At 38.9% G+C, this 25,398-nt stretch carries 20 protein-coding genes and 1 pseudogene; 13 read left to right on the plus strand and 8 right to left on the minus strand.

Annotation, left to right across the window (positions count from 1 at the left end; genetic code table 11):
* Positions 1 to 96 precede the first annotated feature (96 nt).
* Both AC6I1F_RS06755 and AC6I1F_RS06760 read left to right on the plus strand, forming a co-directional pair.
* Positions 97 to 816: an IS4 family transposase gene (locus AC6I1F_RS06755; RefSeq protein WP_290432764.1), complete on the plus strand. Its 720-nt coding sequence runs from the start codon at positions 97 to 99 to the stop codon at positions 814 to 816.
* Positions 817 to 916: 100 nt separating this feature from the next.
* Positions 917 to 1,297, plus strand: a complete 381-nt coding sequence (locus AC6I1F_RS06760; protein WP_290432778.1) for a transposase — start codon at positions 917 to 919, stop codon at positions 1,295 to 1,297.
* A gap of 103 nt (positions 1,298 to 1,400) precedes the next feature.
* Here the strand turns inward: AC6I1F_RS06760 and AC6I1F_RS06765 are convergent, their stop codons facing one another.
* Complete coding sequence (locus AC6I1F_RS06765) at positions 1,401 to 2,303, minus strand: glycosyltransferase family 2 protein (RefSeq protein WP_290432763.1); 903 nt, start codon at positions 2,301 to 2,303, stop codon at positions 1,401 to 1,403.
* A gap of 844 nt (positions 2,304 to 3,147) precedes the next feature.
* Here AC6I1F_RS06765 and AC6I1F_RS06770 point away from each other — a divergent pair.
* From AC6I1F_RS06770 to AC6I1F_RS06780, 3 genes are all read left to right on the plus strand, one after another.
* Positions 3,148 to 3,813 carry an ABC transporter ATP-binding protein gene (locus AC6I1F_RS06770; RefSeq protein ID WP_363325331.1) on the plus strand — a complete coding sequence of 222 codons (666 nt, stop codon included), beginning with the start codon at positions 3,148 to 3,150 and terminating at the stop codon, positions 3,811 to 3,813.
* Positions 3,814 to 3,891: 78 nt separating this feature from the next.
* Positions 3,892 to 5,622, plus strand: coding sequence for a rhamnan synthesis F family protein (locus AC6I1F_RS06775; RefSeq protein WP_290432762.1), 1,731 nt, complete (start codon positions 3,892 to 3,894; stop codon positions 5,620 to 5,622).
* Positions 5,607 to 6,878: a glycoside hydrolase family 99-like domain-containing protein gene (locus tag AC6I1F_RS06780; RefSeq protein WP_290432761.1), complete on the plus strand. Its 1,272-nt coding sequence runs from the start codon at positions 5,607 to 5,609 to the stop codon at positions 6,876 to 6,878. The genes AC6I1F_RS06775 and AC6I1F_RS06780 overlap by 16 nt, the downstream gene beginning before the upstream one ends.
* 915 nt (positions 6,879 to 7,793) lie before the next feature.
* On the opposite strand, the gene AC6I1F_RS06785 is transcribed toward AC6I1F_RS06780, so the two are convergent.
* Complete coding sequence (locus AC6I1F_RS06785; protein ID WP_290432760.1) at positions 7,794 to 8,207, minus strand: UDP-galactopyranose mutase; 414 nt, start codon at positions 8,205 to 8,207, stop codon at positions 7,794 to 7,796.
* Positions 8,208 to 8,315: 108 nt separating this feature from the next.
* A complete protein-coding gene (locus tag AC6I1F_RS06790) occupies positions 8,316 to 8,468 on the minus strand; it encodes an FAD-dependent oxidoreductase (protein WP_290432759.1) in 153 nt (50 codons plus the stop codon).
* A 94-nt stretch (positions 8,469 to 8,562) separates the two neighbouring features.
* Between AC6I1F_RS06790 and lplT the strand changes: the two genes are divergently transcribed.
* The 8 genes from lplT to AC6I1F_RS06830 all read left to right on the plus strand — a co-directional run bounded on the left by lplT (position 8,563) and on the right by AC6I1F_RS06830 (position 18,401).
* The gene (lplT, locus tag AC6I1F_RS06795; RefSeq protein WP_290432758.1) at positions 8,563 to 9,867 is read left to right on the plus strand and encodes a lysophospholipid transporter LplT; all 1,305 of its coding nucleotides are present in this window, start codon (positions 8,563 to 8,565) and stop codon (positions 9,865 to 9,867) included.
* Positions 9,868 to 9,923: 56 nt separating this feature from the next.
* A complete protein-coding gene (locus AC6I1F_RS06800; RefSeq protein ID WP_290432757.1) occupies positions 9,924 to 11,333 on the plus strand; it encodes a phosphoglucose isomerase-related protein in 1,410 nt (469 codons plus the stop codon).
* Between the two features lie 92 nt (positions 11,334 to 11,425).
* Positions 11,426 to 12,493 carry a glycosyltransferase gene (locus AC6I1F_RS06805; protein ID WP_290432756.1) on the plus strand — a complete coding sequence of 356 codons (1,068 nt, stop codon included), beginning with the start codon at positions 11,426 to 11,428 and terminating at the stop codon, positions 12,491 to 12,493.
* 165 nt (positions 12,494 to 12,658) lie between these two features.
* A complete protein-coding gene (locus AC6I1F_RS06810; RefSeq protein WP_160336431.1) occupies positions 12,659 to 14,041 on the plus strand; it encodes an ISAs1 family transposase in 1,383 nt (460 codons plus the stop codon).
* A gap of 115 nt (positions 14,042 to 14,156) precedes the next feature.
* Entirely contained in the window at positions 14,157 to 15,563 is a 1,407-nt protein-coding gene (locus tag AC6I1F_RS06815) for a mannose-1-phosphate guanylyltransferase/mannose-6-phosphate isomerase (RefSeq protein WP_290432921.1), read from the plus strand.
* 3 nt (positions 15,564 to 15,566) lie between these two features.
* Positions 15,567 to 16,379, plus strand: coding sequence for an ABC transporter permease (locus AC6I1F_RS06820; protein ID WP_290432920.1), 813 nt, complete (start codon positions 15,567 to 15,569; stop codon positions 16,377 to 16,379).
* The gene (locus AC6I1F_RS06825; RefSeq protein ID WP_290432922.1) at positions 16,376 to 17,122 is read left to right on the plus strand and encodes an ABC transporter ATP-binding protein; all 747 of its coding nucleotides are present in this window, start codon (positions 16,376 to 16,378) and stop codon (positions 17,120 to 17,122) included. Before AC6I1F_RS06820 ends, AC6I1F_RS06825 begins: the two co-directional genes overlap by 4 nt.
* A gap of 7 nt (positions 17,123 to 17,129) precedes the next feature.
* Positions 17,130 to 18,401: a glycosyltransferase gene (locus tag AC6I1F_RS06830; RefSeq protein WP_290432919.1), complete on the plus strand. Its 1,272-nt coding sequence runs from the start codon at positions 17,130 to 17,132 to the stop codon at positions 18,399 to 18,401.
* On the opposite strand, the gene AC6I1F_RS06835 is transcribed toward AC6I1F_RS06830, so the two are convergent.
* From AC6I1F_RS06835 to AC6I1F_RS06855, 5 genes and pseudogenes are all read right to left on the minus strand, one after another.
* Positions 18,385 to 19,275, minus strand: a complete 891-nt coding sequence (locus tag AC6I1F_RS06835) for an NAD-dependent epimerase/dehydratase family protein (RefSeq protein WP_290432918.1) — start codon at positions 19,273 to 19,275, stop codon at positions 18,385 to 18,387. The two genes, AC6I1F_RS06830 and AC6I1F_RS06835, sit on opposite strands and share 17 nt — an antisense overlap.
* Before the next feature lie 3 nt (positions 19,276 to 19,278).
* Positions 19,279 to 20,316, minus strand: a complete 1,038-nt coding sequence (gmd, locus tag AC6I1F_RS06840; protein ID WP_290432917.1) for a GDP-mannose 4,6-dehydratase — start codon at positions 20,314 to 20,316, stop codon at positions 19,279 to 19,281.
* An 81-nt stretch (positions 20,317 to 20,397) separates the two neighbouring features.
* Positions 20,398 to 21,804, minus strand: a complete 1,407-nt coding sequence (locus tag AC6I1F_RS06845) for a glycosyltransferase family 4 protein (protein ID WP_497801685.1) — start codon at positions 21,802 to 21,804, stop codon at positions 20,398 to 20,400.
* Positions 21,801 to 22,997: a glycosyltransferase gene (locus AC6I1F_RS06850; RefSeq protein WP_497801686.1), complete on the minus strand. Its 1,197-nt coding sequence runs from the start codon at positions 22,995 to 22,997 to the stop codon at positions 21,801 to 21,803. Before AC6I1F_RS06850 ends, AC6I1F_RS06845 begins: the two co-directional genes overlap by 4 nt.
* 540 nt (positions 22,998 to 23,537) lie before the next feature.
* Positions 23,538 to 25,246, minus strand: a pseudogene (locus AC6I1F_RS06855) (IS1634 family transposase).
* Positions 25,247 to 25,398: the final 152 nt, after the last annotated feature.

Genomic DNA, 25,398 nt, shown 5'->3' on the forward strand with positions numbered 1-25,398 from the left:
CCAAAATAAATTTTCACAATTGAGATAACCCTGATGCGAACATGCTGGCGATCCGATAAAGTTGATTTTTGCCAAATAAACAAACGGAGCACCAGCATGCAGAGAACAACGATATCTATGTTTGCCCAACTTGTCCAGCTCATGGGCGGAAAAATTGAGTTTCAAAACTTGGTTACTCACTATCAATCCGACAAAGAGGCCAAGGGGCTTACGACGTGGAGCCAATTTATCGCAATGCTTTTTTGCCAACTCACAGGGGCGGATTCATTACGGGAGATTTCCGACGGCCTCTATTCGAGTCTGGGCAAGCTCAGTCACATAGGTGCGACAGCAGTATGTCGATCTACCCTGAGCTACGCCAACAGCAAGCGGCCTTACAAACTTTATGAGGACTTTTATTTTGTCTTGCTGAAAAAATTTAGACACGAGATTCAAGGGCGTCTGGGAAATAGGTTCACTAAGCCGGTCTTCAGTCCCGATTCCACGACAATAAGCTTATGTTTGCGTTTGTTTGAATGGGCTCAGCACCGAAGGCGTAAAGGCGGAATAAAACTTCACACGCTTTTGAACAACGATACTTCACTGCCGGAGCTCATCGTGGAAACGCCAGCAAAGACGAGCGATATCAAGGGAGCCAAAGGAATATTAGAGGATATTCCCGCCGGTTCTATCGTCGTTATGGATAGGGGTTACAACGATTACTCATTATTCCAAAGACTGACGAATAAAGGAGTTGTGTTTGTCACCCGCTTTTGTGTTTGTCACCCGCTTAAAAGACAACGCGCTGCATACGTCGCTTCCTCAGGGTCTTATTGAGGATGACCCTGAAGGATGTTGGGGTCTTTATGAGATGAAATTCACTAGACTTAAGGCCAAAGAGCATTGCTAGGATACAAGCTTTAGAGTCGTACAATGGCTGGACAAAGAAACAAACCGTTGGTTTGAATTTCTTACCAATAGCAAAGAGTTGAGCACCACTGAGGTGGCAGAGCTCTACAGGGAGAGGTGGCAGATAGAGCTTTTCTTTACGCGCATCAAACAAAACCTGGTCATCAAGAGCTTTGTCGGAACAACTGAAAATGCCGTCATGACGCAGATTTGGACAGCTGCCATAGCGATCTTGCTATTAGAGTTGATGCGGCGCCGCTCAACTTATAAATGGACTTTTTGCAGGCTTGCCAGATACTTCAAATTAAATCTTATGACCTGCAAGAGCCTACTCCACTTGCTTAATCAGCCGGACAACAAGGACTGGAAGGAACCCCCGAAGCTTATTCAGCTTTCTTTATTTGACTAACAGGGGGCTTGTTTATGACTTTTAAACTTTTGTGACCGGGATTGCCTATGAATACAACAGTCTAAATTCAAAAGTAAATTATTTTGGACAGCAGTGAACTACTTTATTTGAATCTTGAAATGACTTGTTTTAACAAAGGAATGATCCCAATCTCTCGACTAGATAGATAAAATCTTCTGCACAAAAAAATAAACGATGAAGAATTCAGCGTTTTCATTTTATACGATTTGTCATGAGTATCTATGTTAGCCAAAATGTTTCGTACTCCCTTTCTAAATTTTTTAACCTCATTAATATATAAAAGAACTTTTTTTCTGTTGTTCTGGCTATTTTTATGAATACGCCAATGTGTTAACAATTTCGTTGTAACAACAACTTTTTCAAGTTGAAAAAGTTGTATCCAAAGATACCAGTCCAACCACTTTTCGACTGGCGTATTCCAGTCAAGGCATTGAAGAATTTCTCGCTTTATCATCACGCAAGAAAACGTTGGAATTAAGTTTTCATTCAAAATTTCGAATAAAAGTGTTTTTCCCTCGTTAGAATTTTTGTAAATTTTACTGAGAACTCTGTGGATATACGCCGTCTGCCAAGTTATATCACAATTGTCTTCAGCCTCTAAAATAATTCCGTTAACTACACAAGAGCTGCTGTCTAAAAAACCTAGCTTGTCTTCCAGATAAGTTTTTTCTAACCAATCATCAGACTCAAGAAAAACTACCCACTCACCAGTTGACTTTGACAGTCCTAGTTGCAGAGTAGAACTCAACCCCAAATGTGCATGATGAGCATGTGTAAAGACGGAAATTCGTCTATCCTTTTGGGAATACATCTTTGCCAGTGATAGAGAATCATCTGACGATCCATCATCAACGATGATAAGCTCTAGATACGGATAGGTTTGAGCGAGAACACTTTCAATTGCTTTGCTTAAATATTGGCAATAGTTAAAGCTGGGTACAATTACTGAAATTTTGCTTGTTCCAACATTATTAAGTTCATTCATAGAAAACCTTTGGTTTTACGTCTTCTATTTTATTATGTCTTCAAATAAATCATCAAAAGGCCTTCTAGATATACTGAACGGGTTACGAGACATTAGGCTACCCGCATATCTTGCTTACGCAGATATAAGACAAAGATATCGAAGGTCAAGTCTAGGCCCTTTTTGGATTTCTATTTCAATGGGAGTCACTATTGCTTGTATTGGATTAATATTTGGGAAACTTTTTAAAGCTCCAATGGCTGAATTCCTCTCCTTTCTGTCCTGAGGGCAGATCATTTTGGGCCTCATTTCAGGAATAATCAGCGAATCCACTCTTGTATTCCCTAATTCGCAGGGCATCATTCGTCAGTTGCCGCTACCTCTATTTATACATATTGAACGAATGATAATCAAAAATTTTTACATTTTTCTTCATAATTTAGTGGTCTTACCATTCGCCTATTTTTTGTTGGTAAATCCGTAAATATTTCAGTCTTATTCTTTCCAATTGGATTATTTCTGTTATTGATAAATCTTGCATGGCTATCACTTGTTTTCTCCATTATTTGTGCGCGTTTTAGAGACTTGACTCAAATTGTTTCAAGCTTCCTACAAATATTATTTTACGTAACTCCTATCATCTAGTGCCTTCGCTCCTTCCAGCAAGGTCGTCTGTAATGCTCCTAGAGCCTAATCCTTTCTATCACCTCAGTGAAGTTGTGAGGAGTCCTCTTTTAGGAACTCTTCCTTCCTATTCCAACGTTTGTTGGACCTTGGGTTATGCTGTGGTTGGGTGGACTTTCGCAATAGTATTTTTCAACAAATACAGAGATAGAATCCCATTCTGCTTTAATGAGAAGATATTATGAGCAGGATTATTTTAGAAAATGTTACATTAGATATACCAATTTACAATTCGCAAGGAAGATCTCTTAAGAAAACTATCATGGGAATCACTACCGGCGGCAAAATTAGTTCAACAGAAAATGGTAACACTGTTGTTAGATCTTTAGATGACATTTCTCTCAAAATAGGGCCTAAAGAAAGAGTTGGCCTTGTTGGTCATAACGGAGCTGGAAAAAGCACTCTACTTAGAGTGATGGGCCGCGTTTACACCCCAAATGCCGGCAGTGCAATTATTGAAGGGACTATCGGCTCGTTAATTGATATTTCTTTAGGTATTGACTCTGAAGCTACAGGGATAGAAAACATTTTTCTTAGAGGTGCACTCTTAGGTATACCTCGTGAAAAACTAGAGAAAGAGCTAGAAAACATCATTGAGTTTTCAGAGCTTGGAGAATTTGTTTACATGCCTGTACGCACGTATTCAAGCGGAATGCATCTCAGGCTAGCTTTCGCTGTTTCGACTATGATAAATCCAGAGATCCTTCTTATGGATAAGTGGTTATCGGTAGGAGATAAAAATTTTCAAAATAAAGCCGAAGAAAGGCTCACCTCAACGGTAGAAAACAGCGACATACTTATACTTGCCAGCCACTCTCAGTGGCTTAATCAAAAAATGCTGTACTAGGGCCATTTGGCTTGAGCATGGGAAAATAATTATGGATTCCGACCCTGAAGAAGTGTACATAAAGTGTTTTGGATAAAAATGAAAAACTTAGCTGTATATATACATTATTCACACAAAAATGGCTTAAAAGAATATGAGAAATATTTTTTAGCTGCACTCCTGATACATTATGAGGTTCATTTAGTCTCTAACTCTGAACTTGATATCAAATCAATTGATTGGTTAACACAAAAAAATATTTCCTTTCTCGTAAGAGACAATGCGGGTTATGATTTTGGAGCCTACAAAGATTTTTTTAAAAATTATGGAAATAAAGTTAAAGATTACGACAATGTTCTTCTCGTTAACAATTCTTTTTATGGACCAATAGGAAACTTAGAACCTCCGCAAACTCTGCTGAGTAATAAAGACTTTTTTGGTTGGTATTTACATCCGAGGACTGGTTGTATCAAAGAGCATCTACAATCCTTTTTCCTCTTATTCGGACCAAATATTATCAAGACCAACGCACTCACTAATTTTTTTCTGTCTCTCAAATACCCTATTACTTTCGAAGATGCAATTGATATTGAAACGTCTTTGACTGAGTATTTTCGTTCAAAAGGCTTCCTTATTAAATATAAAAGCGGTTTCAGGGAAACGGGGCAACTGTTTGATAATCCTTCTATGCTGTTGCCTGATAAATTACTAGCGAGTGGTGTTCCTTTATTAAAAAGAAAATACTTTTCGTTATCTTACCACTATTTTTTAGAAAACTCTTATGGACATCACTCTGCTTCAGCTTTAAGAGCAGCAGAAAAGCAAGGGTATCCGCTTAACCTTATTTATGATGACTTACTCGACCATCAACAATCACTGACATTTCCCCTCTTGCACCACTTTTATATTCTCGATAAAGATCGCACACATATTGAATCGGATTGCAAGAAGATTGCTCTAATAATTTTTGTTTATTATGAAGATCTTATCGAACAAAATCGGAAGATTATTGATCGGTTTTTGCAACTAGAGGCAAAAGTCCTGATCGTTTCTCCAAAAAGCGAAATTTTAGAGTTGTATCAGAAAAATTTTTCAGTTGGTTGTGAGTATAGTCTCATGCAAAACAGAGGCAGAAATGAGTTCGCCTACTTTAACTGTGGCTCTGAGTTATTGAAAAAATATGACTATACATGCCTTCTCCATGATAAAAAATCAGGTCTTGAATACCCTGCTATAAGAGGCTACGACTGGAGCGAATACTGCCTTGATAACTTAGTGCCTTCATCTGAATATATACAAAACGTAATTGAAGTCTTTGAGAGGAACCCGAAAATTGGATTACTTTTCCCCCCGCCTCCCCTCTTTTCAAAGTGGCGCAATATTCCTAATACGGTTTGGGCAAATCCCAATAATCTTACCTGGGCAAAGAAACTCTTTGAGCTTTTTGAACTAGATGTACCCTTCGATACTCACCCTCTAGTTCCATATGGTGCCATGTTCTGGGTCAGAAAATCTGCATTGGCGCCACTTGTAAATCAAAAACTGCCAATAGACTTTTTCCCAGAAGAACCACTAGCTGCTGACGGAACAGTTCTGCACGCCCTGGAAAGAATTTATACCTTAATAGCTCAGAATGAAAAATTCTATTCTGGCTGGATAATGAATAAGCAATCTGCAGAGCAGTATCTCATTAACTTGTACTATGAGCTTTGTGACAAAGTCCCAACTAAACCTGTAGCTCCTGGAATAAAAGAATCAGCCCGTATGTTATTTTCAGCTATTAAGAAAAGATTGAATAGAGAGTATTTAAGATTATGCAAAAAGAATTAGCAAAATTGATTGCGTTTTATCTACCGCAATACCACATAAACAACTTAAATAATGAACTATGGGGAGATGGCTTTACAGAGTGGACTAATGTTGCTCAAGGAAGGCCTAATTTTGTTGGACATTACCAACCTCACATACCTGGGAAACTTGGGTTCTATGATTTGTCTTTCGTAGAGACTATTAGTAAACAAGTTGATTTAGCCAAGTCATTTGGAATATATGGTTTTTGTTTTTACTACTACTGGTTCGATGGGAAAAGAGCTCTTGAATTACCTCTTAATCTTTTTCTTGATTCAAATATCCAATTTCCCTTCTGTATTTGTTGGGCCAATGAAAACTGGTCTAAAAAATGGGATGGAGGAAATAACGAGGTAGTCTTAAAACAAAATTACGCTCAAGGTTTTGAAAATAATTTCATCCTTTCCTTAGAAAGAACTCTAAAAGATGAGAGATACATAAAACTTGATTCGAAGCCTGTACTGCTAATATACCGGCCGAGTTTGTTCTCGAAGCCGGCTGAAAGTATTAAAAAAATGCGAGAGGCTGCTAAAAAGATAGGCATTGACAATTTGTGTATTCTGGTAGTTGATTTTTATCTTGGTGATTCCGAAGCAAAAAAAATGGGAGCTGATGGAATCGTTGAATTCCCTCCTCACCAGTTTTATGGCCTCGATACGTTAGCAGACAACCTGCCAGGAAAGATGCTTAACCCAAATTATAGTGGACACATTCTAGACTACAGAAAAATGTTCCTTAAAGCGTTAGACAAATGGAATACAGAAGATCCATTTTTGCGTATAAGAGGGATAATCCCCTCGTGGGATAACACGGCCAGAAGGAAAGACAGTTCAGTAACTGTTATCAATTGCTCTCCGGAGCTATATGAAAACTGGCTTAATTATCTCGTAACTTACAGTAAGCAGCATGAATCCCCTTATATTTTTATAAATGCCTGGAATGAATGGGGTGAGGGCTGCCATTTAGAACCAGATAGACGCTATGGCTGTTCCTATTTAGAAGCCACAAAACGGGTTTTAGATAACCCACTTCGTGCTTCTTTAACGAATATTAGAGACAACTTCAAAAGTGAGTTAACCACTCAGTTAAACACCCATATTCTTCCACAGAGTGCAACAGAAGAAAGTATAATTCAGGAGATTACGCTGAAGGATTATATTAAATCCAAACTTTTTCGTCATCCTAAACTTTTTGAGTTAGCGAGGAAACTTTATAAAAATTACAGACCAAAAAAATAAATTATCTTTGATTTCCGAAAGCTCCGGTTCGCCGATCAAATTTGAAGCGATAGGTGAATAGATAGGCCCTCTAAAGTTAGAGAGGCCTATCAGATCATCCCAACATGCATTCATCATAGCGAACACATCTTCAACTTCTTTAAACCGGGCTCTTAGCGTGAAGCTGGAAGCAACATCCTTTGCGTATTTTTTCTTCCATCTGTGCTTGGAATTTTGTAGTGAAGTTAAGAGCGATTGTCCCTCTACTGCAATTGTAGGATAGGATAACTTGCAGCACGCATTTACATAAATCAATCAGGACGAGGTTTTCATCATTCCCACTAATCATCTTGATACGACTAATTGTGTAGCGGACAATCTTATCACCGTGTAATCCTGGAAAGCCTTCATGACGAAAGGCCTGCAGAGTCAACAGAAGGATGGCGAAGAAGACAAATTCAGGTATGAAATGATCCGGTTTCCATCCCAGGATTCAACTGATCATTATCGGAGCCTAATATCTTTAGACTTCGCGCCTTTCTTTCTCTACGAGCCAAGGGTTTCAGTTGAAATCTCTCGAGCGTTTTAATTGCAATGTAAGCGTCTCATTGATTTCTCTCAACGATTCGAACGGTATTCTCAATGAGTCTTGTCCTGAAAAAAGTTGACTACTTAGGGAGTCAACAATGAAAGTTGAAGAACAGATATCTAGAAACAAGCAGAGGCAAGAAGGCTTGTTTCGGATTTGTACAATCAGGGGATGCCAATAAAAAAATTGCAAAGCATGTGCCAGTTTGTTTTGCAACAGTTTATAGGTGGATAGATTTGCCAAAAAGAACGCCGGTTGTTGGAAAAGACCTTGATAGGAAAGGCCTTGATGGATAACTCCTTAATGCAAGAGCCTGCCCTTCTTCAGATGAGGCTAACCCCAAGAATTTAGGTAAACTTTGTATTGAGCAAAACTGTTATGTTCGGATGATCCAACATCTTTTCAAACATAGCTGTGTAGCCTTGGAGAGGAATGCCTTGGTACTTTGCCTGAAAATAACGGTTATCCCTTCCAACAAAAATAGGAACTCTGCCAGTGAGGGGATCCAAATCTTCCGGTCTTACACCCCATTGTTTTTCGGTGTAGTGTAAGAATACTTTTTCATAAACATACTCTGCCAGATACTGAAGAACTTTTGACCGGCTTTCACGGAGTTTTAAGATTGGCACCTTCTTGTTGAATGGGAACTCGGACAAAAGAGCATTAATCAAACGATTAGCCATCTCCTTAGGGAAAAGCTGTGCGATTGTATTGAAATTAAAGGGAATCGGAACAAGCTGACCGTCAATCAGTGCTTTCACCTCATGCTGATACGGGCACCATTGAGTAAAATGGGATAAAAACCGCCGTACTGTCTCGTTTTCTGTGTGAAAAATATGTGTGCCATATTTGCGGATGCATATTCCTTCTTAATCGAAATAATCAAAACAGTTACCTCCGATGTGATCTTTCGTATCAATTACCGTGACTTGATGAGAATTTTCAGCCAACTTACGGGCTAACGTTGCGCCTGAGATACCACAACCCACAATCAAACAATTTATGTTTGGCTTAGTTCCCATAAAAATACAAATTAAGTTTACTGCGTAGTAATTATCTATCCAAGCTACACAGTGTAGGAATTATAATCTCTCAATACTTTAGGAGTCTCGATATATGACAAAAGGCTTTTACAGCATCATGCTGGCACAGTTCTTATCTTCATTAGCCGATAATGCCTTATTGATTGCTGCAATTGCGCTGTTAGCGACATTAAATGAACCTGAGTGGATGACTCCTCTTCTGAAGCTATTCTTTGTCGTTAGTTATGTACTTTTTGCAGCATGGGTTGGAATCTTCGCTGATACAATGCCAAAAGGGCGAGTAATGTTTATTACCAATGCGGTAAAAACGTTAGGCTGCTGCATAATGCTTTTCGGAACTCATCCTCTTCTTGCGTATGGTATTGTTGGTTTAGGAGCGGCCGCTTATTCGCCTGCTAAATACGGAATACTTACCGAACTATTGCCTCCTGAAAAATTAGTGAAAGCAAACGGCTGGATCGAGGGGCTGACAGTTGCCTCTATTATATTGGGGACCGGATTGGGCGGATTTCTCATTTCTCCAATGATTGACCATTTTGTCAAACAAGAACATTTATTTGGTGTTCATAATGCTGCGCAAGCTGCAATTGCAGTAATGATATTGGTATACGCAGCTGCCGCAGCCGTTAATCTTCTTATCCCCGATACTGGAGCTCGTTATCCAAAACAAGACTTCAGACCAGTGCATACGCTCGTTAATTTCGGAAAATCCTGTGCCCTATTATGGAAGGATAAACTTGGACAAATTTCATTATCAGTTACAACTCTTTTTTGGGGCGCCGGCGCAACACTGCAGTTTTTAGTTCTTGCATGGGCAGATACAGCCCTCGGCCTTGATCTTTCTAAGGCGGCTATACTTCAAGGCGTCGTTGCGATAGGCATCGCTATAGGCGCTGTACTTGCCGCCTCGTTTGTAAGTTTAAGGAAAAGCATAGACGTTTTGCCGATTGGCGTTGCTATGGGCTTTTCTGTTGCCATCATGTCTTTCTTTAAAGGATCGTGGATCCCTGGAGGATTTGATTTTATTGGCGTTCATTTCTCTTATGCAGTTATAGTTGCCTGCATTATGTTGGTTGTCGTTGGCATGATGGCCGGATTCTTTGTCGTACCTATGAATGCACTTCTACAGCATCGAGGTCATGTCCTTATGAGTGCAGGCCGATCTATTGCAGTGCAGAATTTCAATGAAAACAGCTCCATCCTCGTAATGCTAGCTTTATATTCTTTGCTTATTAAATCCGGTCTGGGAACGATAACAATAATGGTATTGTTTGGCTGTTTTGTGGGTTGTTCAATGCTTGCAGTTATTTTCAAGCATAATCATAATCAGTCTAAAGAGGACTCTCTTCATTTAATAGGTGAAGAAAAGAGACATTAAGTCTCTGTAAAGAGCTTGTGCCAATCCCGTTAAGTGAGCTAATTGAAGAAAAAAACATGCAATCATTGACCGTTACACCTTTCATCAGAGACTCTTTTGAGAATTTCAAAAAAAGTTCATGTGGAATAACTTTAGATTTAGGTAGACAGCGTATCTCACAGAAGGAATTGCTTTCTCTCATCAGCTTCGTAAAGCAAAAGAGAATGATTGAATCTTTCAAAGAGATGAAAAGCGGAAAAATCGTGAATAAAACAGAACATAGATCCGCCCTTCACACTTCTTTAAGAGATCCATCTCCTGACGCTCCACATGCAAAGGAAGTCCATGAAACATTGAACAAATTCTGTCGTTTTGCAGACGATATACGTAATTGGAAAAGAAGAGGCTCTGCTGGTGATCGATTTACAGACGTAATCAATGTCGGTATTGGCGGATCTGACATGGGGCCCAGAACGGTATATAACGCATTAAGAAGTGCAAAACCTGAAATTAATCTTCATTTTCTTGCTTCCGCTGACGGAGTAATATTTGATCGAATAACTTCGACTTTAGATCCTTTCAAGACACTTATTGTTATCTCCTCAAAGAGTTTTAAGACTCAAGAAACTCAAGCTAATGCAAAAGAAATACTACGGTGGCTTCGATCTGCAGGGATTCCCGAAAAAGACTTAAAAAAACACGTTGTCGTAGTCTCAGCCAGAAATGATGCCCCAGAGATTTTCGGACTTCCCCGTGAGAATTTCTTCCCAATTTGGGATTGGGTTGGTGGAAGATTTTCAGTTTGGGGAGCCATAGGGTTACCAATCGCTATTGCTCTTGGAAGTCATGTTTTTAGAAGATTTCTATCAGGTGCTCATCTGATGGATGAACATGCTTCTTCTTCTCCTTTACAAAATAACCTTCCTGCCTTAATGGCAATGTTTGCCTATTGGAATGCAACAAAGTTGGATGTTTCATCTTATTGTTTTCTCCCCTATGATGAACGACTGAGAACGATGGTTGATTGGCTTCAGCAATTAGAGATGGAAAGTCTTGGGAAAAGCGTCAAGCCAGATGGCTCCCCTGTCGTAGGAAAAACCTCCTTAACTGTTTGGGGAGGTCACGGCAACGAATCACAACACTCGTTTTACCAATGGCTTAGAGAAGGAACTGCCAAAACTGCCATTGATGTTTGTTGGTGTGAAAAACCGGGTCATGCACATAGGGAACTGGATAAAGTTTTAATGGCCAATGCGAAAGCTCAAACTGAGGCACTAGTTACACGAGACCCAAACAGCAAATACTTTAATGTAGTATCAACTATAACTTTGGACGAACTGACTCCGGAGCGTTTGGGAGCGCTAATGGCCATGTATGAACATAAAACAACGATGTTGGGAACTCTGTTCGGAGTTAATGCTTTCGATCAGCCCGGGGTCGAACTTGGTAAAAAGCTTGCAAAGCAGGCATATGAACAGAATCTATAAATTTAGTTAATTTCTTTATGTCGAACAGTCCTGAAAAAAAAGTAGCAATAGTCCACTATTGGCTCACCTCGATGAGAGGTGGAGAAAGGGTCTTGGAAGCTCTATGCGAGCTGTACCCTTCTGCTGTTATTTTTACCAATGTTCTCGACGAAAATGCTATTTCAGAAAAAATAAAAAAACATGAGATTAGGACAACCTTCATCAATAAGCTGCCCTTTTCAAAAAAACAATACAAAAAATATTTACCTCTAATGCCACTAGCATTAGAGCAACTGGATTTAAGAGAATTCGATCTAATTATTTCGAATGAATCCGGACCTGCAAAAGGAGTTATCACACGTGCGGATGCGCTTCATATTTGCTACTGTTTTTCTCCCATGAGATATTTATGGGACTTTTATCCACTCTACCTGAAATCATCCAGTAAGTTGGTTCGTTTTTTTATGATTCCTATTTTTCATTATTTGAGAATGTGGGATGTTCTTTCTTCAAATAGAGTCGATTCTATAGTTGCAATCTCAGAGACTGTTAAACGCAGAATTTTAAGGTGGTGGAATAAAGAGTCACCAGTTATTCATCCACCGGTTGACATGTTGAGGCTGAAAAGCAAGAACCAACCTAGTACAGACGTTAAGCTTCCCTTTCAGAATTTTTACCTCTGTCTTGGCGCCTTAGTTGAATACAAACGAGTTGATATCGCTGTTAAGGCCTGCAATACATTAGGCCGAAATCTTCTAGTGATTGGTAATGGCTCAGAACTTCAGTCTCTTCAAAATATTGCAGGACCAACCATAAAAATTATGACTAATACATCCGATGATATCGTCAGGGAAGCATTAAAGAACTGCACAGCTTTGATTTTTCCTGCTGAGGAAGATTTTGGTTTAGTTCTCCTTGAAGCCATGGCTTTCAATAAGCCAGTGCTTGCATTCGGAAGAGGCGGCGCTCTAGATACAGTTACACCTCAAACTGGTTTACTATTCTATGAACAATCTGAAAAATCACTGATTGACTGCTTGTTAGATTTTGAAGAGCTACCCAAAGATCATTGGAAAGAAGAGCAATTTCAAGCTCATCTTTCAAATTTTTCGATGGAAAAATTCAAAAAGGATTTTTCCAATTACATACTGAATCAATGGAAACGTAAGTTCAGTGTTTAGTTTTAACAATATCTTGATAAAATCAGGTTCGACGCACGATATTAATAAAAAATCTGAATAATATCTGCGAAAATTTCTGATAATTGCATGAATTTATTAGGAAAAGTGCTTGCCCTTTATCGTGATGAATAGTATAATATTAGAGATCAATATAAGGTGATTGCTATGTCAAGACCAAGATCTGATAACCCAAAAGAGCACACTTCTATCATTCGTGCGAAACGAAAAGACGGTTGGACTTATGTTCAAAGAGTCGTCAGCGTTTACGATCCAAAGATTAAAAACAGCAGAAGAATTTCAACGGAGACTTTGGGAAAACTTCCGCCCGGTGAAACTGATTTGGAGAAATTGGTTACTCTGGAACCGCGCAGAAGAAAAGGTTCACTTCAAGCGGCTAAGATTGCCGCACCTGCCCAAGAAGTGATTGATCCCAGAGATCCCGGACGGATCATTTACCCATTGGATATTGTCTTTTGCGTCATTCTTCTTGCTGCGATGCAAGGCAAAACTTCCTGCACGGAAATTGCAGAGTTCTGGCATCAATGCCGCCCCTTGCTGAGCAAGACCTTCCCCAACTTTCCTGATGAGGAAATATCTCACGATACCGTCAGGCGCATCACGATGATTATCGGCAAAGACAAAAATGCCGCTCTGATCGAACGGTTCGTTGAGATGCTGCGCAGCAGACTGTCTCACCCGGTAATTGCTGTCGACGGACAGGCTATCAGGGCTTCCCGGGATTCTTCTCAGCACTCCCCGTATGTTTTAAACATCATGGATGCAGACAACGAGTTGATTCTGGCTCAGCAAGTCATCGGTGAAAAGAACAACGAAATTACCCATGCCTCAAAGCTCATCGACACTTTAGACATTCGAGGGGCAATCGTCACAGCAGATGCTTTAAATACACAAACCGAGTTCGCCGCAAAGATCATTGCCGAAAAGGCCGACTACTGTTTGGCTCTGAAGGCTAATCAGGATCTTACATATGAACAGGTGCGCGGATTCTTCGAACTGGGAACACATGAGTACAAAATTGCGCGGCCTTCGGTAACAGACCAAGGCGGCAAAATTACGAAAAGAAAAACTCGAGTTCTTCCGGGAGCTCTTTTACCGGAAGAAATTCTTAATAAATGGGTTGGCCTCGATGAAGGATCGATCGTGGAAGCCGTCACTGACACGGTGAAGAAAAACACCGGAGAAATTCTTGGGCCTCAGGTCCGCTATTACATCTCATCATTAAGGTACGATGCCCCGAATGTGGAGCAGGTTCTGCATCGTGCCATTCGTCAGCACTGGGCAATTGAAAACAAAGGCCATTGGGCGTTAGATATGGCCTTTAATCAGGATCGGCTGCAGTGCACAAACGCTCAGTATCTGGCCGGAAGAACACTGCTTAACAAGATCGCCCTAAACTTCACGACGAAAATCCAAACACGCTTGGAAGAGACAACGGGCAAAGAGGCGCCGTCCAAACCGGTGATCAGGGCGAGGCTGAATAAAATTGAGGATATGCTGGCTGCAATGAATGATTGCATACGCATCTAGCGGCTCCCTGGGCTAAGGTCTCCCTTCAAAAGGAAACCCTTATCGTGGTCTTCTATTTAATTTCTGATGCGTCCGACCTGTGATAAAATAGTTTCTTATTTTGATTGGAATTAAAATGATTTTCCCAGTAATTCTCTGCGGAGGCAGCGGCACACGTTTGTGGCCTCTCTCCAGATCTTCCTATCCGAAACAATTCGTCAATTTTGAAGATGGCCAGTCTTTGTTTAAAGACACTGTGTTGAGAGTTTCTAAAATTAAAGGAGCCCACGCTCCGCTCGTTCTTTGCAATGAAAACCACCGCTTTTATGCTAAAGCAGATCTTTCAAATTGTAATGTTTCTGCAGAAATTATTGTAGAACCTATTCCAAGGAACACTGCTCCTGCAATTGCTTTAGCTGCATTTGCTGCCCTCTCATCTGACTCGGAGGCAATTTTATTTGTGGTTCCGTCAGACCACTCAATCAAGAATGAGGATAAATTCTTAACAGCCGTCTCATTGGCTGAAAAGACATCCGAGAATGACTATCTTGTTACCTTTGGAATAAAGCCAAATTTCCCTTCAACAGGTTTTGGCTACATAGAGGCTGGAAGCGAATTATCCGAAGGTGTCTATAACATAGTTCGCTTTGTTGAGAAACCTAGTAAAGATAAGGCTGAGGAATTTATAAGTTCTGGCAATTATCTTTGGAACTCTGGCATGTTTATGTTTAAGGCCTCAAAATTCCTTGAGGAACTTAGGAAGTTTTCTCCTGATATCTATACTCACGCAGAAAAAGCTTGGCAAGGAAGAAAAGTTTCTAAGGATTTCATCAATATTGACTCAACAATTTTTGAATCCTGTCCTTCAGACTCCATTGATTACGCAGTGATGGAAAAAACAAAGTTCGGAGCAATGATCCCTTTAAATTTAGAATGGAACGACCTGGGATCTTGGACGGCTTTTTATAATGTTGGTGAAAAGGATTCTGATAAGAATGTAGTGAAAGGTGATGTTATTCTGGCGGATACACATAATAGTTACATTCACAGCACGGGTAGGTTAATTTCTACTATTGGATTAGACAATATTGCGGTCATAGAAACAAAAGATTCGGTATTGGTTTCACCACTTTCACGAGTTCAAGAAGTCAAAAAGACCGTAGAAAATCTAAAAAAACAAGGAAGACCTGAAGCGATTCTGCACCCTCTGGTTTACCGCCCCTGGGGAAGTTATGAAGGTTTAGCCAAGGGGGATCGTTTCCAAGTTAAACGTATCATTGTAGAGCCTGGCGAACAGCTGTCATTGCAGCTCCATTATCATCGAGCAGAACACTGGATCATTGTCCAAGGAACTGCGGAAGTTCAAATTGGCGATTCCAAAGAACTTCTTTCTGAAAATCAATCGACCTTTATCCCTCTAGGGACGGTTCATCGTTTGAGAAATCCCGGAAAGGTTCCTCTCATATTAATTGAAGTTCAATCTGGTTCTTATTTAGGTGAGGATGATATTGTCAGATTGCAGGATGACTATCAACGGCAATAAAAAATGACATCTAGAATTAAAGATTGCTACTCCAACTTGGGTCTAAAAGATATTTTTCAGAGTTTAAAAAATATCTCTTTACCAATTTATTTAGCCAAAACTGATATTCGTCAAAGATATAGACGCTCTACTTTAGGCCCTTGGTGGATTACTATTTCAACCGGTGTCATGATCGGTTGTATCGGCACAATTTTTGGCGGGATCTTTAAATCGCCAATGGATGAATTTTTGCCTTTTCTTGCCATTGGGCTGATTTTGTGGACATTCATGTCCTCAGTGATAAGCGAATCAACAACTGTTTTAGTTAGCGCAGAAGCGATAATTAAACAGTTACCGCTACCCATTTTTTCGCATATCTTGAGAATGGTATCAAGAAACATAATCATTCTCTTTCATAATATTCTGATTTATCCTATTGTTTGTGTCTGCGTGCATAAAGCAGTCAATTGGAATATTTTGTTCTTTATTCCAGGTTTTGTTGTTCTTGTACTCAATTTATTGTGGATCTCACTTGTCTTATCAATTATTTGTACAAGATTTCGAGATTTAGGCCAAATAGTTGCAAGTTTGTTGCAAATTGCTTTCTATCTAACCCCGATTATTTGGATGCCAAAACTCCTCCCAGCGAGGACAAGTTTAATGATACTTGATCCAAACCCTGTATATCATTTAATAGCAATCGTCAGAGAGCCTATTCTAGGATTTGCTCCAAGTCCTCTAAATTGGATAGTATCGATAATAATTTTGCTCTTTGGCTCAGTCTTCTCAATTTCAGTCTTCAATCACTATCGAGCTAGGATTTCATATTGGCTATGACATCTCCTTCAATCATTCTTAAGGACGTGACTGTTGATATACCTATATATAATTCACAGTCTAGATCAATAAAAAAAACTGTGTTTGGCTTAGCGTCAGGTGGAAGAATTGACAAAACAGATCGAGGAATTACCATTGTTCGTTCTCTATCGCATATAAATCTTGAAATCAAAGATGGGGAACGGATTGGTCTAATTGGCACTAATGGTGCAGGTAAAAGTACTTTACTTAGAGTTTTAGGAGGGGCATATATACCTACATCTGGGAATGCTCTAATAAACGGAAAGATTGGCTCATTAATTGAAGTTTCGTTGGGAATTGATTCTGAAGCAACCGGGATAGAAAATATCTACCTTCGCGCCGTCCTGCTACAAATTCCTAAAAGAATTGTAGATTCACAAATACAATCAATCATTGAGTTCACTGAATTAGGTGAGTTCATTAATATGCCAGTAAGGACTTATTCTTCTGGTATGCATATGCGCCTTGCCTTTGCTGTTTCTACCATGATAAGGCCAGAAATTCTATTAATGGATGAATGGCTATCTGTTGGTGATAGAAATTTTCAGAAAAAAGCAGAAAAAAGATTAACAGAACTAATAGAGAGTTCAAGTATTCTCGTGATAGCTTCACACTCGCGAGACCTCATTGAAAAGTGTTGCAGCCGTGTTCTTCTATTAGAAGGTGGAAATATAAAAATGGATGGAACTCCTCAAGAAGTTTGTAAGGCTTACTTCCAGTAACTATGCCATGTCTACAGTTTTAAAAAAAATTCTTTCAATTTTGTTGACACGACCAAAAAGACTATTACAGCAGGATTTTCGGTATCGAGTTTTTTTTATTTTTAAATCAATCATTCCCAAAAAAACACTTAAAAAAGGAACAAAAGCGTACTTTTACTTTGATGTAACAACTATTGCTCAATATGATAATCGTACCGGTGTCCAACGGGTAATTCGATCGTTTTACAACGAGCTGAGTAAGCTTGTAGCCTCTTCCAAAAAATATGATTTAGTCCTCGTATCTTGCACTGCATTCACAAAAGGGTATCAGGTCTTAAACATATCAAATAACGAATTTGGAAATTTTAAGTATACTCATAAAAATATTAATCCCTCTAATGGCGATATCTTTTTCTCACTTGATCAAGCTCTCATAGAGCAACTTCAACATGCTGCAGAATTAAAGAGATTCAGCGAAAAAGGCTGCCGTGTAATACTAACTGTTTATGATTTGCTGCCTATTCAATTGCCCGATTGTTTTCCTCCGGAAGTATCAGGAATCTTTGATCAATGGTTAAAACGTATGGCTGAATTTTCTGAGTTTCTCTGTGATTCTGAAACAGTCGCCTCAGATACCAAGAAATATATTTACGAGCACTTTCCTCACATTAACCATTTGAATATTGTTTGGTTTTATCCAGGAGCGAATTTCTTAGGGAATATCTCAACAACCGGAATTACTGAGTCCCAAGAAATTTATCTAAAAAAAACTCAGTGTTTTGATTTCAATTTTATCCTGGTTGGCACTGTTGAACCTAGAAAAGGACATAAAGTTGTTTTAAATGCTTTTAAACAAATATGGAAAGATGAAAAGAATGTCTCTCTGTGTTTCATTGGAAAAAAAGGCTGGATGGTTGACTCTCTAGTTGCAGAAATTGAGGAACAAGCGAGGCTTAATAATAATTTCTTCTACTTTAGTAATGCTTCTGATTACTTTCTAGAGAAAGCATATTCATGCTCTGATGCAGTAATTATATCCAGTAAGAATGAAGGTTTCGGTCTACCAATAATAGAAGCTGCTTTTAGAAATAAGAGAATTATAGCTAATGACATCCCTATATTCAGAGAAGTAGGTCCAAAAGGGACGTATTTTATTGATTTTACTAATGATGATACCTCTTACCGAGGACTATCCCATTTCTTAACAAAACCGAGCTCTCCCTGCAATATGAATATATTGACATGGGAGAGCTCTGTAAAACTAGCTTTAGAAAAGCTAAATATCAATCTCTATGGTTAATCATCCAGCTTAATGTTTCTCTTAAACTATACGAGGATTTAAAGCCCAAAATCTTCTGCATAAGTGTTCGGTCTCCTCTTAAGCTTAAAATCTCATTATCTCTTCGAAACTCTTTATTTGAGACAACTTCCGGCGTAAATCCGGTAATTTCGCTACAGATTTTAACAATCTCTCTAATAGAAGTTGAAATTCCTGAGCAAAGGTTAATAGTTATGTTACCCGATTTAATTGAAGCCAGTCTTAGATAAGCCTCTGCGATAAATCTGACATCTGAAAAATCACGACTTACTTCTAGATTTCCCAAATGTATAACAGGCTGCAATTCCCTAAAATGTTTTACTATCTTAGGAATCAAAAAATTTTCAGACTGTCCAATTCCAGTGTAATTAAAGGGCCTTGTTACAATTATTGGAAGTTTTGCTGACCAAAGCGATAACATCTCCTCCATACACTTTTTGCTCATCGCATAATCATTAACTGGCCACAGATCAGAGTTCTCACTCAAACATTCACCGTCTTTGCTTCTGTATAAGTTGGCCGTACTTGCAAAAACACAGCTCTTAGGAGAAACTTTTAAATTAGAAACCGCCTCAACGAGGTTTCTCGTCCCACCTACGTTAATAGAATAAAAGTCACAAGCTGGGGAATGTTGAACGTGTGAAATAGCCGCTAAGTGAATTATTGAAGATGGTGCAATTTCCCTAACTGCAGCGTTTACTTCCATGTAGTCCAGCAAATCAATCGACTTACCATCAGGAGAACCATCATTAGTCAAGCAAAAAACTTCAAAACCCAAACGGTTAGCGGCCTCTAGAACATAACGACCTGTAAATCCAGAGTGTCCTGTTAACAAGACCCTATTTCTATCTGCCATGATTTAAAAAGTTGTATGTCCGTGTTTTACACGATCTAAGTCTGCTTCTACCATCATCTTGCACAATTCTTGAGGACCAACTTTTGGAGTCCAACCAAGAACTTTTTCGCTCTTCGAGGGGTTTCCAATTAATAAATCAACCTCTGCGGGTCTAAAGAACATTGGATTAACCTTTACAAGCACTTTTCCAGTATTTACATCGATACCTTTCTCTTCGGTACCTGTACCTGAGAAATCTAATTCAATACCAGCGTTTGCAAAAGACCATCTTACAAAATCTCTAACAGTTGTCGTTTTGTTAGTTGCTAATACAAATGTATCCGGCTCATTCGCTTGTAGCATTCTCCACATACCTTCAACATAATCAGCCGCATAACCCCAATCACGTTTTGCATTCAAATTGCCCAATTCAAGGACATCCTGCTTGCCATTCTTTATCATTGCAGCGGCGTGAGTAATCTTACGAGTTACAAACTCAAGTCCTCTCAGTGGAGACTCATGATTAAAGAGAATGCCGCTAGATGCAAAAATGTCATAGCTCTCTCTGTAATTAACAGTCAACCAATGTGCATAGAGCTTGGCAACTCCATATGGGCTTCTCGGATAAAATGGTGTGTCCTCAGTCTGCGGAATCGACTGAACTTTGCCAAACATCTCAGAAGTAGAAGCTTGGTAGTATTTAATTTTAGAATTAACTTCTCTAATAGCTTCCAGAAGATTCAACGCACCGAGACCTGTAATCTGAGCAGTTGCATACGGTTGTTCAAATGAAACTCCAACAAAGCTTTGTGCAGCTAAGTTGTATACTTCGTCCGGCTGAAACTTCTCGACCACCCTGTATGCATTAAATGGGTCTGTTAAATCAAAATCAATCAACTTAAAGTTTTCATGTGAACAGACATCCAGTTCCTTAAGACGCCATAAATTCTGAGAAGAAAGACGGCGAACTCCGCCAAAAACTTTATATCCTTTATCAAGCAAGAGCTTTGATAAATATGCCCCATCTTGTCCGGTGACTCCGGTGATAAATGCTTTTTTCATTTCGGATTCTTGAGTGAGTTAAGAGTTAAGAACTTTTTGACTATAACACCGTTTATCAGGGTTTAGTAAACAATACAAAAGTCACTGCTCAAAATTTTCGATCTTTGATACAACATCTAAGTAAAAGTCTTTCCAAGATCTTGCTTGATATAATTGTTTAATCTTTTCTTCTCGTTGCGTTAGTTCGTTCAGATTATTTGAAAAATAATAGATTTTTTCTGCCCATTCACTAGCGTTATAGGGATCTGCATATTCAGCGAGTTCACCCCCAACTTCTGGTAATGAACCACCGTTAGATGAAATTACAAACTTTCCAAAAGAAAAAGCCTCTTGGACAGGAAGACCCCATCCCTCATAAAAAGAAGGAAAACAAACAAACAAACAATTTTTGTACAGCTTTTCTAATTCCACATCATCAACCCTGCCTAAAAAAAGAATTTTATCTTTTATTAAAGGATCTAGTTTTATATCTTTATATAAGTCTTCAACCCCCCAACCCTTCATTCCGACAAAGACTAACGTTGGTACAGTATCTCTTTCATAGCGCTCGAGCAAAATGTGATAAGCCTTATAGAGTAGTTCATGGTTTTTTCTTCTCTCTACAGTAGAAACGAAAAGAATAAATTTCCCTAGTTCGATATTGTGACCGAAACAGAAGTCTGATTCATTTTTCGTGGTTGTTTCTTTTTTGTTCCAACTTGCAAGATGAACTACCTCTAACTTTGGTATATTGCAGCCCAATCTAAAAAGAACATTTCTCAAATCAGATTTAGACTTATTTGATATACATATGACCATATCCGAAACAGAGGAAAGAGAAATAAAGTACTCTTTGAATAACTTACTTGAGTCAAAGCAACAATACTGTGGAAATTTAATAGGAATGACATCATAACAAAATGAGATTACCTTTATGCCTTTTCCTTTTTTTAACGAATAAATATCATCAAAATTTAAATTATCCCAATCTAACCCTAAAGATATTAATGTATCCCCTGTTTTAATGGGCAAATTAATAATGTTAGGACTTTGATGAGATTGAATATGTTTTGTTTTACCTTCATTATGCTTTTTGAATTTCCTAATTCTTATAAGATAACTACATATATTTTTTGATTTTTTTAAAAATAAATTTACCAGCGGACGTGAAAAAGAGGGGGCTAGGGAAAGAATCCCCTGGGAAATATTTAATATAGCTTGTTTCTTAGTGAGTAAGGGAAACAATAACGCCGGAACAGAGACATTCTCATCTTTCTTTAGAACCTTTTCCTCTTTTTCGGATTTATTTATTTGGATTGAGTTGAACTTATTTTTATACACTTCTTTGTTTATTATTTCATACGTTCTCTTATCTTTAACGGAAAAAAGCTTACATTCTTCTTCGCTAAATTTTAAAAATTGACATATAAACTCTTTCTCAGTTCGCACTATCCCAACTACAGGCCCCTCCCAATTATATGATGTGGTTGCATTAATCCAAATAGTCATTGTGTATCCTTTAAATATTCAACAAGAGAATTCATTGGTTTCAGTTGATTTGACCAAAGAAGATTTCTTCTAAACTCCTCTTCTGTTCTAGTTGTTATTGGTAGCCTTGAGCCCATGCAATGTCTAATCAAATTTTTAAATTCTATGGGATTATCTGTGATATTTACTCCGGCTACTTCTCTATAGGCTGAATATCCCCTAAATGCTATATTTGTTGCAACAATGTGCTTTTTTGAGACAAGAGCCTCTGCTGTTTTAAGATTTGTTCCAGCACCTGTTAGCAAGGGAAGAATAATGAGATGTGCATTATCAATTAAATAGGCTAATTCACTATCATTAACCTCGCCAAGCAAGACTGTTGTTTTCACCATGTTGGGAATCGCATGAAATTGAATATTATTGTCCAAACACGGACAAATTCCGCCAATTATTAAAAGTTTTTCATCTGGATTAATACAACCAACACCTTCACTAAATAAATTTAACAGACCTTCTATATTTGGAGGATGACCAGAGGCGCAATAAACTGCATATTTAGGATAAGTTTCTACAATCTTTTTAATAGCCAAATCAACATCTTTATACTTTCTTTCCTCAACACCATTAGGAATTAAAAGTGTTTTCTTTGCTTCCCGAAAAGATTCTATAAATTCTTTATCTTTCTTTGAAACGGCAAAATTTAAATCACTGTTCCTAATTGCGTAACTTTCAGCATCTAAAATCAACTGGCAACAATATTCCAAGAGCTTCTTAGGAATATAATCATTAAGTACATTTTTCTTCAGAGACCATTCAATATTCTGAGATCCATAAATAAGTTTACACTTTGGATTAATGTTTTTCCTGTAGTAGACTGCAAAGGGAAATAACCATGGTTGTTCAACATGGAGAATATCTACATCTTCCCCTACCAGAGTTAACAAGCAAGTGTTGAGTTTTTCTTCTTCTAGAAGTTGTTTAAAAATCCCAAAGTCTTCCATAAAAGGTATATCTTGATCATCTATTCTAAATTTAAAACTAGATGAAAATGGAAGAAAATTATTTTCTTCATCATAAAACTCCGAACCTAAAATTCCGTAGCTTTTACAAGAGCCAAACAACTCAATGTATTTATTCATAATTTTAAGACTTCGAATTTGTCCTCCATGTCTGGCTTTCTTGAGAGGATACGTAGTCAGAATAACAGCATTCATTCTTCTTTAGTCCTTTAATTTCTCATGCATCCGGAGAGAGATCATAACTAGAAAATTTTTTACTTTGCAATTTCTGTTTTATTTCTCTATTTCTTATTAATAAAATTTTTTCTGCCAATTCCATTGGTTCTACATCACCAGAAACCTCATATACTTCATTTCTAAAGACCTTTGTTACAAAGTTCTCTCATGTTATAACAGGGATGTCTAAGGCTAGCAATTCCTGAATGCATCCGGAGCTTTCTCCGTGAGGGTTTGACCTAAATCTTACCGATGTTAACACAACTCATCAATTTAACAAAATCTGAATACTCGGCAGGCTCAGATCTATACGTAAAAAGCTCATCACCGGCTTGATCAAATACATAGCTTAAAGCCCCCAATAAATAATATAGAAGGGCAGCGCTTGACTACCTGTACAATTTTGGGAACCTCTGCGAAATAAGAACCTGTCTTCCCAATCTCCTTTGAAGAGGCAACCTTCATAGAAAATTAGGTATTTTTTTACCCTAAAAGTCGTCTAAAGGTCACATCAGAAATTTAGTCGATGATGGCCTTTAGCTGGTTCTGCGGTTTTTCTTCGAAGCCGGGTATTCCCAGCAATCTAAAGAACAACCGATCGCGTTTTGTATCACCGCTTCTTTGTGTATCGGACACTCCCCCACTCTTTAGGTTGGTTAACTCTATGCAGTCGAACCAGTCAATTAAGCTTTGCATCGACTGCTTGTCCAACCACTTGAGTGGCCTGCTCTTTGAGCACTTTAATTTTCCTGTGAAGGAAGCTCTGATATCCAAGCCCTACGAATTGGCAGAACATGCGCCCTTTTGCCATCCCAAATGCGGGTGAGCGTGCCGTCTAAGCGATTCTTTGTATCTTTGAAGGTTTGAAGGCTTCCTCGATCTTTTCCCGCAAACGATAATTTCTCAAGGCCTCTAAGCAGTCTCCTGCTTTATTGGAGATGAGCGCAAAGTAGCCGTAATCTCTTCTGGCTTGTGCATACGCATCTTCGTTTATGGTGACTTTGAGCTTTCCGCCTCAGCCAAGACGGCTTATCTTGAGATACTTGTCCGCCTTCCTTTGAGCGGTTTCACTAAGATCATCCAACAGGCCCATTTCGATGTCATTTTTTAATGTCATGAGATCCGTCGCCTGCCGCTTCTCATCCTCTCCGACCCTCTGGCGGTTCAGATAAAGATGCAGGTATAGGTGTCTGGTTTCGCTGACGGAATCTCCTTTGGCCGCATTGCCTCTGTTACGCTGTCTTTGATATGTGAACGCTACATCGACCGCAACCGTAATTCCATGGATATTAAAGTCCCAAGGGCAGAGGCTTGAGGCAGTTTCCAAACCGGATTTATTTTCCTGAAGATAACGGTTAACCTAAGAGAGATCTATGGAGACCGCCGTTAAGAATTTAATGTGCTTGCGGCGCATTTGTCCGATATTGTTCTGGCTGTAATACCCCTTGTCAGTAACAATGTGGGCCTTGGAAATATTTAAAAGGAGAGCTGCTTCAGCGCGTTTTCTATGCCGGATACGTCAGCTAAATTTCCCGGCTCTCGCGCAAAAGCAATGGGCTGATGCGTGGCTAAAACAGGGTGATAAGCTTAACTGTATCCAAGCCGTCGCTGGCTTTGTTAAAGCCCTGACGTGTTTCTTTAATGTGTCGAGAGTAGGAAGAGATTGTGGAGGAGTCAAAGGCAATGGCGTTCCTTTTATGACATCGGTCGGCTCTTGCGCGGAAATAGTTTTGAACGATGTTTTCACTTAATCCGAGATGCTCAAACAAATCATGATAAACGTCTTTGGAAATAGGACCTGCATAAGGGGTGGAATGGAGAAACTGCCACCTCTGCATTCTTTGCAGCCTGTCACCCTGATTCGCTAACCAAAACTGAGCGATGGTGTCGACTTTTTGTGCGCTTCCCTTATCCATACACCCAAGTACATCTTCTGTAATTCCACTGTGTTCGCCTACCCATCGCTGAAGCACGGAAACTCCAACTCTAGAGCGAGTAGCGGAAACAGATTCAGCAGCATTGGACTTTTTGCGTTTTGGCCTTGTAGCTACGATTTCTCCGTCGGGTGAACCGGCAGGAATTTTACCAAGCAGCTTTCTGGAGAGTTCCTTCGTCTTTCTGGTCTCAGGAAGGTAAATAGTTTTCCTTTCCCAGACGTAAATATCACCGTTTTTCCTCTTTTGCTTCCAATTAGAGGTAGAAGTTTTTCCAGTAATTGGCTTAGACATAGTAAAAATACACTCTAGACATACCTAGTCTAATACACACATTTTAACATGTCAGAAAAATCCTATATTTTTCAATAGGATTAAGAAAAAAACAGAATTCCGTTCAAGATGTATTTATTGGACGACGTTTAGGGATAAAAGTATGTCTGGCT

This window comes from Parasutterella sp. St.1A3 (assembly GCF_059728705.1).

What these genes read in the sequence shown, in the direction of transcription:
- AC6I1F_RS06820 (WP_290432920.1), top strand. Translation starts at nt 15,567, where the DNA reads ATGACATCTAGAATTAAAGATTGCTACTCCAACTTGGGTCTAAAAGAT.
- AC6I1F_RS06780 (WP_290432761.1), top strand. Translation starts at nt 5,607, where the DNA reads ATGCAAAAAGAATTAGCAAAATTGATTGCGTTTTATCTACCGCAATAC.
- AC6I1F_RS06835 (WP_290432918.1), bottom strand. Translation starts at nt 19,275, where the DNA reads ATGGCAGATAGAAATAGGGTCTTGTTAACAGGACACTCTGGATTTACA.
- AC6I1F_RS06850 (WP_497801686.1), bottom strand. Translation starts at nt 22,997, where the DNA reads ATGAATGCTGTTATTCTGACTACGTATCCTCTCAAGAAAGCCAGACAT.
- AC6I1F_RS06825 (WP_290432922.1), top strand. Translation starts at nt 16,376, where the DNA reads ATGACATCTCCTTCAATCATTCTTAAGGACGTGACTGTTGATATACCT.
- AC6I1F_RS06775 (WP_290432762.1), top strand. Translation starts at nt 3,892, where the DNA reads ATGAAAAACTTAGCTGTATATATACATTATTCACACAAAAATGGCTTA.
- AC6I1F_RS06810 (WP_160336431.1), top strand. Translation starts at nt 12,659, where the DNA reads ATGTCAAGACCAAGATCTGATAACCCAAAAGAGCACACTTCTATCATT.
- AC6I1F_RS06815 (WP_290432921.1), top strand. Translation starts at nt 14,157, where the DNA reads ATGATTTTCCCAGTAATTCTCTGCGGAGGCAGCGGCACACGTTTGTGG.
- AC6I1F_RS06790 (WP_290432759.1), bottom strand. Translation starts at nt 8,468, where the DNA reads ATGGGAACTAAGCCAAACATAAATTGTTTGATTGTGGGTTGTGGTATC.
- AC6I1F_RS06830 (WP_290432919.1), top strand. Translation starts at nt 17,130, where the DNA reads ATGTCTACAGTTTTAAAAAAAATTCTTTCAATTTTGTTGACACGACCA.
- AC6I1F_RS06755 (WP_290432764.1), top strand. Translation starts at nt 97, where the DNA reads ATGCAGAGAACAACGATATCTATGTTTGCCCAACTTGTCCAGCTCATG.
- AC6I1F_RS06800 (WP_290432757.1), top strand. Translation starts at nt 9,924, where the DNA reads ATGCAATCATTGACCGTTACACCTTTCATCAGAGACTCTTTTGAGAAT.
- AC6I1F_RS06770 (WP_363325331.1), top strand. Translation starts at nt 3,148, where the DNA reads ATGAGCAGGATTATTTTAGAAAATGTTACATTAGATATACCAATTTAC.
- gmd (WP_290432917.1), bottom strand. Translation starts at nt 20,316, where the DNA reads ATGAAAAAAGCATTTATCACCGGAGTCACCGGACAAGATGGGGCATAT.
- lplT (WP_290432758.1), top strand. Translation starts at nt 8,563, where the DNA reads ATGACAAAAGGCTTTTACAGCATCATGCTGGCACAGTTCTTATCTTCA.
- AC6I1F_RS06845 (WP_497801685.1), bottom strand. Translation starts at nt 21,804, where the DNA reads ATGACTATTTGGATTAATGCAACCACATCATATAATTGGGAGGGGCCT.
- AC6I1F_RS06765 (WP_290432763.1), bottom strand. Translation starts at nt 2,303, where the DNA reads ATGAATGAACTTAATAATGTTGGAACAAGCAAAATTTCAGTAATTGTA.